At 57.8% G+C, this 13,701-nt stretch carries 16 protein-coding genes; 14 read left to right on the top strand and 2 right to left on the bottom strand.

The features are described 5' to 3' along the window. Positions 1-53: 53 nt before the first annotated feature. From HMPREF0574_RS03660 to nucS, 13 genes are all read left to right on the top strand, one after another. The gene (locus tag HMPREF0574_RS03660; RefSeq protein WP_004007343.1) at positions 54-701 is read left to right on the top strand and encodes an L-threonylcarbamoyladenylate synthase; all 648 of its coding nucleotides are present in this window, start codon (positions 54-56) and stop codon (positions 699-701) included. A 130-nt stretch (positions 702-831) separates the two neighbouring features. Next, on the top strand, positions 832-2,016 hold the full coding sequence (locus tag HMPREF0574_RS03655; RefSeq protein WP_004007342.1) for an MraY family glycosyltransferase: 1,185 nt from the start codon (positions 832-834) through the stop codon (positions 2,014-2,016). After that, positions 2,013-2,516 carry a Cg1360 family ATP-synthase-associated protein gene (locus tag HMPREF0574_RS03650; RefSeq protein ID WP_004007341.1) on the top strand — a complete coding sequence of 168 codons (504 nt, stop codon included), beginning with the start codon at positions 2,013-2,015 and terminating at the stop codon, positions 2,514-2,516. Before HMPREF0574_RS03655 ends, HMPREF0574_RS03650 begins: the two co-directional genes overlap by 4 nt. Before the next feature lie 109 nt (positions 2,517-2,625). Then, positions 2,626-3,450, top strand: a complete 825-nt coding sequence (gene atpB, locus HMPREF0574_RS03645) for a F0F1 ATP synthase subunit A (protein ID WP_004007340.1) — start codon at positions 2,626-2,628, stop codon at positions 3,448-3,450. A gap of 61 nt (positions 3,451-3,511) precedes the next feature. Continuing rightward, positions 3,512-3,727 carry an ATP synthase F0 subunit C gene (gene atpE, locus HMPREF0574_RS03640; RefSeq protein ID WP_004007339.1) on the top strand — a complete coding sequence of 72 codons (216 nt, stop codon included), beginning with the start codon at positions 3,512-3,514 and terminating at the stop codon, positions 3,725-3,727. 9 nt (positions 3,728-3,736) lie between these two features. Next, positions 3,737-4,285, top strand: coding sequence for a F0F1 ATP synthase subunit B (locus tag HMPREF0574_RS03635; RefSeq protein ID WP_004007338.1), 549 nt, complete (start codon positions 3,737-3,739; stop codon positions 4,283-4,285). 24 nt (positions 4,286-4,309) lie between these two features. Next, on the top strand, positions 4,310-5,131 hold the full coding sequence (locus tag HMPREF0574_RS03630) for a F0F1 ATP synthase subunit delta (RefSeq protein WP_115255766.1): 822 nt from the start codon (positions 4,310-4,312) through the stop codon (positions 5,129-5,131). Positions 5,132-5,193: 62 nt separating this feature from the next. Continuing rightward, positions 5,194-6,816, top strand: a complete 1,623-nt coding sequence (atpA, locus tag HMPREF0574_RS03625) for a F0F1 ATP synthase subunit alpha (RefSeq protein ID WP_036324882.1) — start codon at positions 5,194-5,196, stop codon at positions 6,814-6,816. Between the two features lie 70 nt (positions 6,817-6,886). Beyond that, complete coding sequence (locus tag HMPREF0574_RS03620; RefSeq protein WP_004007335.1) at positions 6,887-7,819, top strand: F0F1 ATP synthase subunit gamma; 933 nt, start codon at positions 6,887-6,889, stop codon at positions 7,817-7,819. A gap of 33 nt (positions 7,820-7,852) precedes the next feature. Further along, entirely contained in the window at positions 7,853-9,298 is a 1,446-nt protein-coding gene (gene atpD, locus HMPREF0574_RS03615; protein WP_004007334.1) for a F0F1 ATP synthase subunit beta, read from the top strand. 6 nt (positions 9,299-9,304) lie between these two features. Continuing rightward, positions 9,305-9,613 (top strand): F0F1 ATP synthase subunit epsilon, encoded by a 309-nt coding sequence (locus HMPREF0574_RS03610; RefSeq protein WP_004007333.1) that lies wholly within the window; start codon positions 9,305-9,307, stop codon positions 9,611-9,613. A 180-nt stretch (positions 9,614-9,793) separates the two neighbouring features. Beyond that, positions 9,794-10,231 (top strand): DUF2550 domain-containing protein, encoded by a 438-nt coding sequence (locus HMPREF0574_RS03605; RefSeq protein ID WP_236585827.1) that lies wholly within the window; start codon positions 9,794-9,796, stop codon positions 10,229-10,231. Positions 10,232-10,267: 36 nt separating this feature from the next. Further along, the gene (nucS, locus tag HMPREF0574_RS03600; RefSeq protein WP_004007331.1) at positions 10,268-10,960 is read left to right on the top strand and encodes an endonuclease NucS; all 693 of its coding nucleotides are present in this window, start codon (positions 10,268-10,270) and stop codon (positions 10,958-10,960) included. A gap of 128 nt (positions 10,961-11,088) precedes the next feature. Here nucS and HMPREF0574_RS09420 read toward each other — a convergent pair whose 3' ends face one another. Together HMPREF0574_RS09420 and HMPREF0574_RS03595 are read right to left on the bottom strand one after the other, a co-directional pair. Further along, positions 11,089-11,391: a hypothetical protein gene (locus tag HMPREF0574_RS09420; RefSeq protein WP_004007330.1), complete on the bottom strand. Its 303-nt coding sequence runs from the start codon at positions 11,389-11,391 to the stop codon at positions 11,089-11,091. A gap of 11 nt (positions 11,392-11,402) precedes the next feature. Continuing rightward, complete coding sequence (locus HMPREF0574_RS03595; protein ID WP_004007329.1) at positions 11,403-12,689, bottom strand: N-acetylglucosamine-6-phosphate deacetylase; 1,287 nt, start codon at positions 12,687-12,689, stop codon at positions 11,403-11,405. Between the two features lie 176 nt (positions 12,690-12,865). Between HMPREF0574_RS03595 and HMPREF0574_RS03590 the strand changes: the two genes are divergently transcribed. Continuing rightward, the gene (locus HMPREF0574_RS03590; protein WP_004007328.1) at positions 12,866-13,642 is read left to right on the top strand and encodes an alpha/beta fold hydrolase; all 777 of its coding nucleotides are present in this window, start codon (positions 12,866-12,868) and stop codon (positions 13,640-13,642) included. The last annotated feature ends 59 nt before the right edge of the window (positions 13,643-13,701 follow it).

Below are 13,701 nucleotides of genomic sequence, written 5' to 3'. Positions count from 1 at the left end.
GTGTCTGTTCCGGTGGTGTCAGCTTGGTCGACCGGGGGACTAAAATCGGCTCTATGAAAATAATTGATGCTCTGACCGGTCCCATTACCCAGACTGACTTGGCAGTGATTGACGCAGCGGTGAAACGTGACGAGCTGCTGGTCATGCCGACCGATACGGTTTATGGAATAGCTTCGGTGCCGTTCGCGCCCGTGGCGGTGTCGCGTTTGCAAAATGCCAAAGGTCGGGGCGAGGATTTTCCTCCGCCGGTGTTGGTTTCCGGTCCGGCAGCACTGGAGGATTTAATGGCGCCGGAACCGCAGGCTAGCGCGAGTCAGCGGCGCGCCGCCCGCTTGCTCGCAGAGCGCTTTTGGCCCGGTGCTTTGACCATAATCGTGACTGCCAACCCAGCTTTGGGCTGGGACCTGGGTCAGACTCACGGGACGATTGCGTTGCGCCAGCCCGACCACCCTCGTGCCCTCGAAATACTGCGTTATACCGGTCCGCTGGCGGTTACGTCTGCCAACCTGCATACGCGACCTCCCGCTACCGATATTGCCGCCGCCACGAACTATTTTGGGGAACGGGTCAGCGTTTACGTGGATGCTGGCGTGTCTCCCTCTGGGCATCCATCCACCATTGTCCGTTTGACACAGGATTCCCCGCGCTTGCTGCGTCAGGGCGATATTCCGCTGTCTGACATCCTCGCCGCCCTGGTCTGATGGCTCCCCTGCGTTTATATAGTGGGATATGGGCAGTAGCTGCCAATAATGGCAGCTGCAGCCCATATCCCACCTTTTATTTAAAACAAACACGAATCCCGCGCCACTAACCCGCTAAACTAAAGCCCGTATGAAGTTTTACCTGTTGATATTCCTGGTTGCGGTCGCGGTGACGTACCTGACGGTTCCGCTGGTACGCCAGTTTGCCCTGGCTACCGGGACTTTAGCGCCGGTGCGGGAACGTGACGTCCACGAATTTCCCACCCCGCGTCTGGGCGGTGTAGCCATGGGCGCGGGTTTCCTCACGGCGTTAGCTATCGCTTCGCATACTCCATTCTTGGCAGACGCAGCTAGCTTTCATAACATCAAAGGTTTGGCAGTGGGAGTCGTCCTGATTGTGATTTTGGGTGTCATCGACGACATCTGGGATTTGGATTGGTACACGAAGCTGGCAGGGCAAATCCTGGTGGCAGGATTGATGTCCTGGTTGGGCATCCAGCTGACGTCTTTCCCGATTTTTGGCTTGACGATTGGTTCGTCCCGATTGTCTCTGCTGGTCACAGTGCTGGTAGTGGTGGCTGCAATCAACGCAGTGAACTTCGTAGATGGCTTGGACGGCTTAGCCTCCGGCATGATGGCAATTAGCGCCACCGGCTTGTTCATCTATTCCTATACTTTGACGCGCACGCTCGGTGCTGCGTCGTATGCCTCTTTGGCTTCGACGGTGGCAGCGGCGCTGGCAGGAATCTGCCTGGGATTTTTGGCGCACAACTTTTCCCCCGCCTCCATATTTATGGGCGATACCGGCGCGATGCTGCTGGGCTTACTGACCGTGGCTTCTGCCATCATTGTCACCGGTCAGATTGACCCGGCAGTAGTTTATTTCCGCCAGGCTTTTCCGTCCTTCCTGCCCATAGTTTTGCCCCTGGCAGTGTTGGCAATCCCGATAATTGATATGGTCACCGCAGTGATACGGCGGCTGTATCATCACCAGTCGCCCTTCCAAGCCGATGCTGGTCACCTGCACCATCGCCTCTCCCACGCCGGGCGCTCGCGAGTGCGCGCCGTGCTGGTCATGTATCTGTGGACGGCAGTGTTTTCCCTGGGGGCAGCGTCTCTGACTCTGCTCCGGATGCGCTACGTGTTGGTGGTCATGTTGGTGGCGTCCTTGCTGTCGATGGTGGCGACAATTGAGATTCTGCCCGCTTGGCGCGAAGGCGTACACCGCTGGTTCAACCCGAAATATCGTCAGCCCCACGGTCCGGAACACGCCCTGTACCATGACTCCGCCCTTTCTGATAGCGTAAAGTCGTGAACGAAACGACTCCTTTGTCAGTACCAACGGACGCTTTTCACGCGGCTTCGGTGGGGGCGGGAACGCGCCGGGCAGTGAAGTTTTCATTGCTTGCGATTTCCCTAGCGGTGGTGGCAGTGTTGCTGGTCGCGGCGGGCTTAGCCGCGCGGCTGGTGGGGGCGGCGGGGCTGCGTTCCATTGGTTTATGTGCCGTCGTAGGCGCGGGTCTGGTGGCGGTGACGTTTGCCACACACCTGTTTACGCTGAATCATCCCGACTTGATGATGGCAGGCATGGGCGGAGATTTCGTCTTAAAAGTAGTTGTCATTTTGGTGGCTGTGGGGGTGGCGCGGAAATTGCCGGGGCTGGATGCTGAAACCATCTTTTTCACCCTGCTAGCAATGATTTTGGTGCAAGCCATCGTCTTCCCGGTGGCGCTGACCAAAGCGCGGGTGCCCCTGTTGGACTCGGTCGTGACCTCGTCACAATCTGAAACGGTCGAGGAAAACCCATCTCGATAGAACAAAAGTGTGTTTTTCGCCACATCTTGTTAAGAGGTGGGTTAATCACGGCTGATTTTCGTGGTAACGTTATTAGGCGAACTCGTGAATTAGGACTCAAAGGAGAACAATGGGAGTGCAGTTGACGCTCATGTCGGCATTGGTGCCGAATTTGGTTCCCACTACAGATGACTCGTTCCATGCCCCCACCATTATGGACTTGTTCCCCCCGGTAGTTGCTTTCGCCGGAACGCCTTTTACTATTGACCGCGTCATGATGATTCGTCTCATCATGACCCTGCTGCTGGTGTTGTGCCTGGTGCTGTATGCCACGCGAGCCAAGCTCATTCCGGGACGTGCCCAGTACATGCTGGAGTTTGGCTTTAAATTCTGCCAAGAGAGCATTGCTGAGGAAGTCATCGGTAAGGAAATCGGGCGTAAATACACCCCGATTATCACGACCGTATTCTTCTCGGTGCTGTTCATGAACATTTCGGGTATTATTCCTGGCTTTAACCTGGCGGGTTCCGCAAAACCGGGCTTTCCGCTGCTGTTGGCAGTGTTTGCCTGGTTTGTTTTCATTTATGCCGGAATTCGCGAGACCGGTGTGGGTCATTTCTTTAAGTCCTCGCTATTCCCGCCGGGCGTACCGTGGCCGCTGTATCTCCTGCTGACCCCAATTGAGGCGATTTCCACCTTTATCATTCGCCCGTTTACTCTGTTCGTCCGTTTGTTGGCAAACATGATTGCCGGTCACTTCTTGCTAGCTTTGACTCTGAGCGCCACGAACTATTTCCTCTTTGCGCATCTCTCGGCGCTATCCCCGATAGGGATTCTGACTTTTGCGGCAGCTTTCGCGTTTACCCTGTTTGAAATCCTGGTGGCTTTCCTACAGGCGTACATTTTCGCGATTCTGACCGCGGTGTATGTGAACCTCTCCGTACACGCACATTAGAAAAACAATAGGCTTCTCACGCCAACCGGCATGAGAATAACAACAAATAAGGAAAGAAAACATGACTGGAAGTGCACTTGTTCTCGCAACCATCGGCTATGGTCTGGCCGCCATTGGACCTGGCATTGGCTTGGGCATTCTGATTGGTCACACTCAGGACGCTATTGCCCGCCAGCCGGAACTGTCCGGAAAGCTCACCACTAACATGTTCATCGGTATCGCCTTCGTCGAAGCCTTGGCTTTGATTGGTTTGGTAACGGGCTTCCTGTTCCGGTAAGGAGCACGTATGTTAGGCACTTTGGTATCACTAGTAGCTAAGGCGGGCGATACCCCGAACCCTATGCTGCCAGAGACTTACGACATCGTTTGGTCGGCAATTATCTTCCTGGTCATCTTGGTGGTGGTTGTGAAGGTCGCTCTGCCGAAGTACGACGGGCTGGTGCAGGAACGCGCTGACAAGCTCCAAGAGGGTTTGGACGCTACGGCAAAGGCACAGGCGGACTCGGCAGCTGCGGCGCAGCGGATTGAATCCGAACTGCGTGACGCAAAGGAAGAAGCCGCCCAGATTCGCAACAAAGCCAATGCGCAAGCGGAGGACATCGTGTCCCGTGCTACGGAACGTGCTGATCAAGAAGCCAAGCGCATCATCGAGCAAGCTCAGCGCCAGATTGCTGCTGAGCGGGCGGCAGCGGAAGCCTCCCTGCGTCAGGATGTGGGCGATTTGGCTACCCAGCTCGCGGAAAAGATTGTGGGCGAACAGCTGAAGGATGAAGCCCTGAGCTCTCGCGTCGTGGATCGTTTCCTCGACGAACTCGAAGCTCAGCCGGTGGCTTAAAGATAGAGAAAGTAAGGGAAGTCAATGAGAGCCTCGTCGGTAAGGACCTTGGCCGCTATGGTCATGGCTGTCGATAAGACCTTGGGAAAAGCCACGACCAAGACTGGTCCCGCGGTCGCCGAGGAATACTTTGCCCTGTCTGAACTGCTGGAAAACAATATCCGCCTGGTACGTAACCTGTCTGACCCGGCGCGTACCGCTGCTGACAAGCAAGAACTGGCTCGCACCATCTTGGGTTCGAAACTTTCGGACCCGGCTCTGGAAGGAGTGCTGGCACTCGCTGCTGGACGCTGGTCCAGCGAGCTTGACTTGCAAGAGGCCTGCCGGTTGCTGGCAAACCACGTGTTGCTGAAAACTGCCCAGGATGATGGTCAGCTTGAAGATGTCGAACGCGACATCTTTGCGATGAGCCAGGTGGTATCCCAGAACCGTGATTTGCGTAACTTCTTGACTGACAATCATCGCGCTTCCCTGGATCAGCGTCTGGAGACTTTCAACTCTCTGGTCGGTGAGGGGGTCAAGCCTCTGGCATTACGCCTGGTAAACGCGGTGATTGCCAAAGCGGCTCCCGGTCGGCTCACTGCTGACCTGCGGGCTTTGCTGGATTCGGCAGCGCGGTTGCGGCAGCGGGGGATAGCGACGGTTTACACCGCTACGCCGTTGAGCGACACCCAAAAGTCCCGGCTCATTCAGTTGCTGTCCACTCGTACCGGCGAACAGGTCGAGGTCAACGTAGTGGTAGACCCGAAGCTGGTGGGTGGCATCAAGATTGTGCAGGGTGACACGGTGATGGATGGCGCGGTCAAGTCTCGCGCCGAGCAGTTCCGGCGCAAGCTGGCAAGCTAGAACGAAACGAAAATATGACCGATAGGGCTACGCCCTATGGAACGACAACAGAAGGAATGCTGATGGCTGAGCTATCAATAAGTCCCCAGGACATTAAGAACGCCCTGGACAAGTTTGTGGATGCGTATGAACCATCTGCCGCAACTGCGGAGGAAATCGGCTACGTGACCGAAACTGCTGACGGCATTGCCCACATCGAGGGCTTGCCCGGCACTATGGCCAACGAGCTGCTGCGCTTCCAAGACGGCACCCTGGGTCTGGCAATGAACCTGGACGAACGCGAGATTGGCGCTATCGTCCTGGGTGATTTCACGGGGATTGAGGAAGGTCAAGAAGTCTACCGTACGGGTGACGTGCTCTCCGTGCCGGTGGGTGATGGTTACCTGGGTCGCGTGGTTGACCCGCTGGGCAACCCGATTGATGGTCTGGGTGAAATCAAGGACTTGGGTGAGCGCCGTGCGCTGGAATTGCAGGCTCCCGGCGTGATGATGCGCCGTTCCGTGTTTGAGCCGCTCCAGACCGGTCTGAAAGCCATCGACTCCATGATTCCGATTGGGCGTGGGCAGCGTGAGTTGATTATTGGCGACCGCCAGACCGGCAAGACCGCCATCGCCATCGACACGATTTTGAACCAGCGCGATAACTGGAAGTCGGGCGACCCCAACAAGCAGGTGCGTTGCATCTACGTGGCGGTCGGTCAAAAAGGCTCCACGATTGCTTCTGTCAAGGGCGCGCTGGAAGACGCTGGGGCGATGGAGTACACCACCATCGTGGCATCTCCCGCTTCGGATGCGGCAGGTTTCAAGTACCTGGCTCCCTACACCGGTTCGGCTATCGGTCAGCATTGGATGTACCAGGGCAAGCACGTGTTGATTGTGTTTGATGACCTGTCCAAGCAAGCTGAGGCCTACCGTGCGGTGTCGCTGTTGCTGCGCCGTCCGCCGGGGCGCGAGGCTTACCCCGGTGACGTGTTCTACTTGCACTCTCGTTTGCTGGAACGCTGTGCGAAGCTGTCCGACGAGTTGGGTGGCGGTTCGATGACCGGTCTGCCGATTATCGAAACGAAGGCGAACGACGTGTCCGCTTACATTCCGACCAACGTGATTTCCATCACCGACGGTCAGATTTTCCTCCAGTCCGACCTGTTCAACGCGAACCAGCGTCCAGCGGTGGACGTAGGTATCTCGGTGTCCCGTGTGGGTGGCGACGCCCAGATTAAGGCTATGAAAAAGGTCGCTGGTACCTTGAAGCTGACCTTGGCGCAGTACCGTTCGATGGCGGCTTTCGCCATGCTGGCTTCTGACTTGGACGCCACGACTCGCAAGCAGCTGACCCGCGGTGAGCGGCTGATGGAGCTGCTCAAGCAGCCCCAGTACACGCCTTATCCCGTCGAGGAACAGGTCTGCTCTATCTGGGCGGGCACCAACGGTTACCTGGACGACATCGCTACCGACAAGGTGCTTCAGTTCGAAAAGGACTGGTTGGATTACCTGCGTAACGAAGGCACCATCCTGGCTGAAATTCGGGAAAAGGGTGCGTGGCCGGATGAACTGGTGGCGCGTTTGGAAACTGCCGTCAAGGATTTCCGCAAGTCTTACGACCTGGTTCCCCAGGCGGACTTGGATGCCGCTGCAGGCGATGCTGAGGCAGAGCAATCCGAGGAACAGATAGTTGCCAAGCGCTAATAGGGATGTTCCTACGGGAGCAACTAGATTAGCAACGAAGTAACCGAACAGAACGTAAGGGAAGGGCAAAGTGTCAGGTTCGCAAAGGGCTCTCAAGCAGAGAATCAGGTCTACTGAGACTCTGCAAAAGATTTTCCGGGCTATGGAGATGATTGCCGCCTCCCGTGTCGGCAAGGCTCGTGCCGGGGCGGAATCAATTACCACTTATGACTCGGCTATCGCAGCAGCAGTCGCGGCGGTGTCTGCCCACGCCAAACTCGATCATCCGCTGATTACCGAACGCACCGACACCAATCGGGTGGCAGTTCTAGCGGTCACTTCCGACCGTGGCATGGCAGGGGCTTATTCCGCGTCTATCCTGCGGGAGACGGAGCGCCTGTTGGAGCGTTTGCGTGAGGAAGGCAAAGACCCGGTGATCTATGTCTCGGGTCGCCGCGGCTTGTCCTACTTCAACTTCCGTGGCATGGAAGTGCGCCGGGCATGGACCGGGGACTCGGACAAGCCGACGGAGGAACGGACGATGGAAATCGCCAAGACGCTTCTGGCGGCGTTCCTCAAGTCGCCCGAGGCGGGTGGCGTGTCCGAGCTGTACATGGTGTACACCAAGTTCCGTTCGATGGTTTCCCAAGTGCCTCAGGTGCGCAAGATGCTGCCGATTAAGGTCATCGACCCCGACGAAGCTATCCAGATTGATGGCATGGGGTTGGGCGAGGGGACCGACAAATCCGTCATGCCCCTGTATGACTTTGAGCCCAGCGCCGAGGAAGTCCTCGAGACGGTCATGCCGCTGTATGTAGAATCGCGGATTCGTACCGCCTTGCTGCACGCTGCTGCTGCTGAGCTTGCCAGCCGTCAAAACGCTATGCACGCCGCGACCGATAACGCATCCAACCTGATTAACACCTTGACTTTGGACATGAACAAGGCCCGTCAGGCCGACATCACCACCGAGATTACGGAAATTGTGTCCGGTGCTGATGCGCTCCAAGATTCTAAGAAATAACCGATTACCAAACGCCGATTAGAGGAAACGAAAATGAGTGAGAAAACCCCAGGAACCGGTCGTATCTCCCGGGTTATTGGCCCGGTCGTGGACGTGGAGTTCCCCCCGGATCAACTGCCTGAGATGTACAACGCTTTGACTGTGGAGTACACGGGCATGGGCAGCACCGAAGCTGGACAGACCCAGACCATGACGATGGAGGTGGCTCAGCACTTGGGCGATAACATCGTCCGCTCCATCGCCCTGAAGCCTACTGACGGTTTGGTGCGTGGAGCCAAGGTCGTGGATACCGGCGCTCCGATTTCGGTGCCGGTGGGCGACATCACCAAGGGGCACGTCTTTAACGTGATTGGCGAATGCTTGAACCTGAAAGAAGGCGAAACCCTGGAGGTCAAGGATCGCTGGTCCATCCACCGCACCCCTCCGGCTTTCGACAAGTTGGAGTCCAAGACTCAAATGTTCGAGACCGGCATTAAGGTAATCGACCTGCTGACCCCATACGTGCAGGGTGGCAAGATTGGTCTGTTCGGTGGCGCTGGCGTGGGCAAGACCGTGTTGATTCAAGAGATGATTCAGCGTGTGGCTCAGGATCACGGCGGTGTGTCCGTGTTCGCCGGCGTGGGCGAGCGTACTCGTGAGGGTAACGACTTGATTCACGAGATGGCTGACGCGGGCGTCTTGGACAAGACCGCGATGGTGTTCGGTCAGATGGACGAGCCGCCGGGGACGCGTCTGCGCGTGGCACTGTCTGGCTTGACGATGGCGGAGTACTTCCGTGACGTGCAAAACCAGGACGTGCTGCTGTTTATCGACAACATTTTCCGTTTCACCCAGGCCGGTTCCGAGGTATCTACTCTGCTGGGTCGGATGCCTTCCGCCGTGGGCTACCAGCCGAACCTGGCAGACGAAATGGGTCAGCTCCAAGAGCGCATTACCTCTGCGGGAGGTCACTCGATTACCTCGCTGCAGGCCATCTACGTGCCGGCTGACGACTACACCGACCCGGCCCCGGCGACCACGTTCGCGCACCTGGACGCGACCACGAACCTGTCTCGTGACATCGCGTCGCGTGGTCTGTACCCGGCGGTGGACCCGCTGGCGTCGACCTCGCGTATCCTTGATCCGCGCTATGTCGGCAAGGAACACTACGAGGTCGCGACCCAGGTCAAACAGATTCTGCAAAAGAACAAGGAACTGCAAGACATTATCGCTATCCTCGGTGTGGACGAACTCTCCGAAGAGGACAAGGTCACTGTGGCGCGCGCACGACGCATCGAGCAGTTCTTGTCCCAGAACACCTACATGGCAGAAAAGTTCACCGGCGTGCCCGGCTCGACCGTGCCGATGAGCGAGACCATCGAGGCGTTCAAGCGGATTTGCGAAGGCAAGTATGACCATATTCCGGAACAGGCGTTCTTTAACATTGGTGGCATCGAGGATCTCGAAGCGGCCTGGGCGAAACTGCAAAAGGATATGTGATAAACCATGGCAGACACGCTGAAAGTGGCGGTGGTAGACCGCTCGCGCACCCTGTATCAGGGAGAAGCGTCCCAGGTCATCATGCCTGCCGCAGACGGTGACCTGGGGGTTTTGCCAGGTCACCAGCCGCTGTTGGTCGTGCTGCGGGCAGGTCAGGTACGCGTGGACGCACCGGGCTCGACCGGAAAAGCGGGTTCGCATGAATTCCCGGTCGAAGCTGGGTTTGCCTCGGTGGATAATGACACCGTAACCGTGGTGCTGGAACGCAACTTGGCTGACAGCTCTGCGGAATCGACCCCTGCAATGGCAGGATAATGCACAACTTACACGAATGAGTCTGATTGGGATATGATGTCCCATAAGGCTATTCGCTTTCTCCGGGGATTTCTCGGAGATGGCAGTGGCGGGTTCGTCTTTCGAGACGCCCGCCATTTGCAAATTGACCTGATTAGGTTTGGATGTTTTGGCACTTAATGTGAGGAGGAGCTCATGGGTATGTCGACCAGTTTTATGCTGACTGGACTGCTCCTGATGCTGTTCCTGATATGCGCGCTGGCGATTTATTTCCTGGCGCGCTTGCGTTTTAAAGCTCAAAATAATGGCTCTTTTAATGTGGCGTGGCGGGCTCATGCCGGTGATCCGTGGCGGGCTGGGGTGTGCCATTATTCCGAGGATTTCCTGAAGTGGTATCGGGTTATTTCCCTGCGTTGGGGCTCAAATCGCCGTTGGGAACGCGCGGATTTTGAGATTTTAGAAGCAGCGATAGACACAGAGCCGGGGTCAGACTTTGCCCTGGCTATTTTGCATTGCCGCGCGCCGCGTCAGGGATTTTCCGAGCCGGACGATTTTTGGCTGGCGATGAATGAACATGATTATTCCGGCTTGGTTAGCTGGAAAGAATCTGCTCCGCCGCGCACCCAGATGGTTTACTGAGTTTCCTGGTTCGCGCGCTTCGGTTAGGCTTGCTGTATGCGCCTGGTCATAGCGGATTGTGAAGTCAATTACTCGGGGCGTTTGGACGCGCATTTGGCAGCGGCGAAACGCCTGTTGATGGTCAAAGCCGACGGTTCTGTGTTGATTCACAGCGACGGCGGTTCTTACAAGCCCCTGAATTGGATGAGTCCACCCTGCCAGCTGCACATTGAGCTGGAAGACCCCGATTCCCCGCAGGGTCCGCAGACGTGGCGGGTGCAAGCCAAATCCGCGGACGCCCTGCTGATTAATATCTCGACGGTGTATCAAGACATCGTCTGCGATTTGGGGGTCGATCCGGGGCTGGAAAAGGACGGGGTCGAGGCGCATCTGCAAAAGCTGCTGGCAGAACAGGTCGCGGTGCGGTTGGGCGAGGGCTGGACTTTGGTGCGCCGGGAATGGCCGACTCCTATTGGTCCGGTTGACCTGCTGGTTCGTGATGCACAAGGGCGTCCGGTGGCGGTAGAGGTGAAACGTCGCGGCGAAATTGATGGGGTGGAACAGTTGACTCGCTACCTGGATTTGCTGGGGCGACAGGCTGACCTGGAGGGAATTACCGGGATTTTTGCTGCCCAAGAGATTAAACCTCAGGCGCGTACGCTGGCTACAGACCGGGGGATTCGCTGCGTCTTGCTGGATTACGATGACATGCGCGGCTTGGATTTTGATGCCGAGAATCGGCTGTTTTAAACCTTGGGGAACCTGCCTCTGATGCTGCCGCCCCCCGAAAGATTCCCGCAATTCGCGACGCCCCCCACTTGTGCCAGAGGACGACGTGATTGCACGAGCCTGACCGGAGTGTCGGCGCCACGGGGGCTTCAATATCCCCCGGTGGTGCCGGAGCCCCAACAGTAAGTGTGCCAGTGGCGGCGCGCCCCCACACCCGTGTCCACCCCAAAAGGAGCGGTCAGCGGCCACGCCACAATGTGCGGACTAGTGGCGTCGACCGGGTGCCCACAACCGGGGCAGACGTATGACTTCTGACCGGCACTGCCACTGAGACGCTGGACGTGGTATTCCTGCCCGGCACGCGTCACGACTCGGGGGACACTGGCGAGACGCTGCATGTCCAAGGGACGATAGGGCTGACCGCGACGTTTGGATTTTCGCTGACTGGGCACTGCTGATCCGATTAGTTCTTTGGTACGGAAGCCACCAGTGCGCCGCGACGATACACTGCCAGCGGATAGAGGTTCTCGTCCGTGACCAGCAAATCCGCGCGTTTACCAGGGGTAATTTCACCGATGTTGGTCTGTCCCAAAATGCGGGCTCCCTGCACGGAAGCACAGTACACCGCGTCGGTCAGCGGGATTCCCGCGCCTTTCCACGCCCGGCGCACGATGTCTACCAAGTGCAGGTTGGGCTCGCCCTCGGCGGAGTCTGGTTCGCTAAAGGGCATGCCGGTGTCGGCGGTAGCGTTGCTGACAAACACCACCGAATCGCGTCCGACCAGCTCAAACACATTGCGTACGGCGCTGGGATCGACGTGTTGCCCGTCCGCAATCAGCTCCAGAATGCAGCCCCCTCCGGCGGCATCTGCCAGCAGCTCCAACACCGGACCGGGATGGCGATGATGGAAAGGCTGCATCCCATTAAAGAAGTGCGTGACTACGTAGCGAGGACAGCGCAGTTTTTCCGCGGGAGTCAGCCCCAGCTTTTCTCGGGTCCACGCCGCAGCCCCGCGGATAAACTCAGCCGAGGCGACCGTGTGTCCAAAAGCGGGGACCGCCCCATTTTCGATTAAAACTTCTGCCACTGAGCCGGAACCGATGGCGCGTTTGCCTTCGGGTGCCAGCGTCATCGACACCGTGTGTCCGCGGGTGGTAATCATCAGCTCACGGGTCAGCGCGGGGTTTGGTGGCTGTACTTGCGCGAAATCTTGCGAACCGAGGACGGCACGAGCCCGGTCCTCGCGTTCCTGGGCGGTGAGCCCTTCCCCCGGAATGGCATCGGCGGGGGAGTCTCCGGGCAACATCCCGGTCACGCCCAGCCGTCCCGAGGCGAGGAACGGACCTTCAAAGTGGATTCCGTCCAGTTCCCCGGCGTCACACAGGTCTGCCAGCATCTGTCCCTGGCGACGCAGGTCTTCCGGGGAGGCCGTAGAGAGTGAACCAACCAGGGTGGTGGTGCCGTGAACCCGATGTTCCCACACGGCAGTCATCATGGCTTCGACCGTGGTGGCAGTAGGAAAGGCGCTGCCGCCACCTCCGTGGCAGTGCGTATCGACCAGTCCGGGCAATATGTAGCGTCCGTCTGTTGGGGAAGGCGCTGCCACCACCTCAGCACCGTAACCTGCTGCTTGCGCCTGGGGCGCTTCTCCCATCCACACTATAGATTCCCCGTCGACGATGACGGCTCCATCAACAATTATGGAAGACGGCGTGACGATGCGTCCGCGTACTGCAAAAGGTTCACTCATGTTCCGATTATCGCATTTTTGCGTTGTTTCAAAGTAATATGTGACCCCGTGTCCTGTCTGTCGCCAGCGGGAGCGACTCCGGTGAGTGCCGGTGGGTTGCTGTTGGCGGAGTTGGCAGGTGGGGCAAAACCATTCGGGTTTACCCGGTATCAGAGGAAATCCTTTAAGATAAAACCATGTTGAACATGATTGCCCGCGACATTATCCCCGGACCGATTGGTCCGACGGTGGTGCTGCTGCACGCTTTCCCGATGGATCACCAGATGTGGCTGCCGACTGCGGATCGTTTGGGTGGGGTGCCGCTGCTGATGGTGGACGCGCCCGGATTTGGTCAAACTCCTCCGATGATGGACACCCCCTCGCTGGATGTATTTGCGGATGAAATCGTGGCAAACTTGGGCAAGTTCGGCATCGAGCGCATCATTCCGGTGGGCAATTCGCTGGGGGGCTGTGTGGCTTTGGCAATTTTGGAGCGCCACCCTGACGTGGTGGCTGGTCTGGGTCTGATTGGTACGCGGGCAGACGCGGATACAGTCAGTGAAAAAGCCGATCGTTTTGAAAACCTCATCACCATGCTGGCAGGGGACCGCGCGAGCCTGCTGACCCCCCAGATTGAATCTCAGTTCACCGCTTCGACTCGCCGGTCGCGTCCCGAAGTCATCTCCCAGGCAGTGCAGTGGTCTGAGGAAGCCTCTAACGAGGGAATTTCTTGGGCACAGCGGGCGATGGCGGCCCGTCCGGATCGGATTGCGCTGTTGGAAAGTTTTGACAAGCCGGTCTTGGTCATGCGCGGCGAGGAAGACCCGGTCATTTCCCCGGAGTGCGCCGCCGCGACGGCACAGGCTGCCCGCACGGAAGTCGTCGAAGTCCACGAGACTTCACACCTGGTGCCGATTGAAAATCCTGGCGCCGTCTCACGTCGTTTGATGGCGCTCTATCCCCAGTGCATGTAAACCGTCCCCAAACGCACCCGCCCGCGGCACCGCCCTTGTGAACGAACGCCCTGGTGAAG

Origin of the sequence: Mobiluncus curtisii subsp. curtisii ATCC 35241 (assembly GCF_000146285.1) — a bacterium.
Classification (GTDB): domain Bacteria; phylum Actinomycetota; class Actinomycetes; order Actinomycetales; family Actinomycetaceae; genus Mobiluncus; species Mobiluncus curtisii.
The sequence above is the reverse complement of the archived record's forward strand: the minus strand, read 5'-3'. Positions and strand labels throughout refer to the sequence as shown.

Bases quoted from the DNA above. Each gene is read 5' to 3' on its own strand.
- HMPREF0574_RS03630 (WP_115255766.1), top strand. From the start codon at position 4,310: ATGAGAGCCTCGTCGGTAAGGACCTTGGCCGCTATGGTCATGGCTGTC.
- HMPREF0574_RS03635 (WP_004007338.1), top strand. From the start codon at position 3,737: ATGTTAGGCACTTTGGTATCACTAGTAGCTAAGGCGGGCGATACCCCG.
- atpA (WP_036324882.1), top strand. From the start codon at position 5,194: ATGGCTGAGCTATCAATAAGTCCCCAGGACATTAAGAACGCCCTGGAC.
- atpD (WP_004007334.1), top strand. From the start codon at position 7,853: ATGAGTGAGAAAACCCCAGGAACCGGTCGTATCTCCCGGGTTATTGGC.
- HMPREF0574_RS03610 (WP_004007333.1), top strand. From the start codon at position 9,305: ATGGCAGACACGCTGAAAGTGGCGGTGGTAGACCGCTCGCGCACCCTG.
- HMPREF0574_RS03590 (WP_004007328.1), top strand. From the start codon at position 12,866: ATGTTGAACATGATTGCCCGCGACATTATCCCCGGACCGATTGGTCCG.
- atpB (WP_004007340.1), top strand. From the start codon at position 2,626: ATGGGAGTGCAGTTGACGCTCATGTCGGCATTGGTGCCGAATTTGGTT.
- nucS (WP_004007331.1), top strand. From the start codon at position 10,268: ATGCGCCTGGTCATAGCGGATTGTGAAGTCAATTACTCGGGGCGTTTG.
- atpE (WP_004007339.1), top strand. From the start codon at position 3,512: ATGACTGGAAGTGCACTTGTTCTCGCAACCATCGGCTATGGTCTGGCC.
- HMPREF0574_RS03655 (WP_004007342.1), top strand. From the start codon at position 832: ATGAAGTTTTACCTGTTGATATTCCTGGTTGCGGTCGCGGTGACGTAC.
- HMPREF0574_RS03595 (WP_004007329.1), bottom strand. From the start codon at position 12,689: ATGAGTGAACCTTTTGCAGTACGCGGACGCATCGTCACGCCGTCTTCC.
- HMPREF0574_RS03605 (WP_236585827.1), top strand. From the start codon at position 9,794: ATGTCGACCAGTTTTATGCTGACTGGACTGCTCCTGATGCTGTTCCTG.
- HMPREF0574_RS03660 (WP_004007343.1), top strand. From the start codon at position 54: ATGAAAATAATTGATGCTCTGACCGGTCCCATTACCCAGACTGACTTG.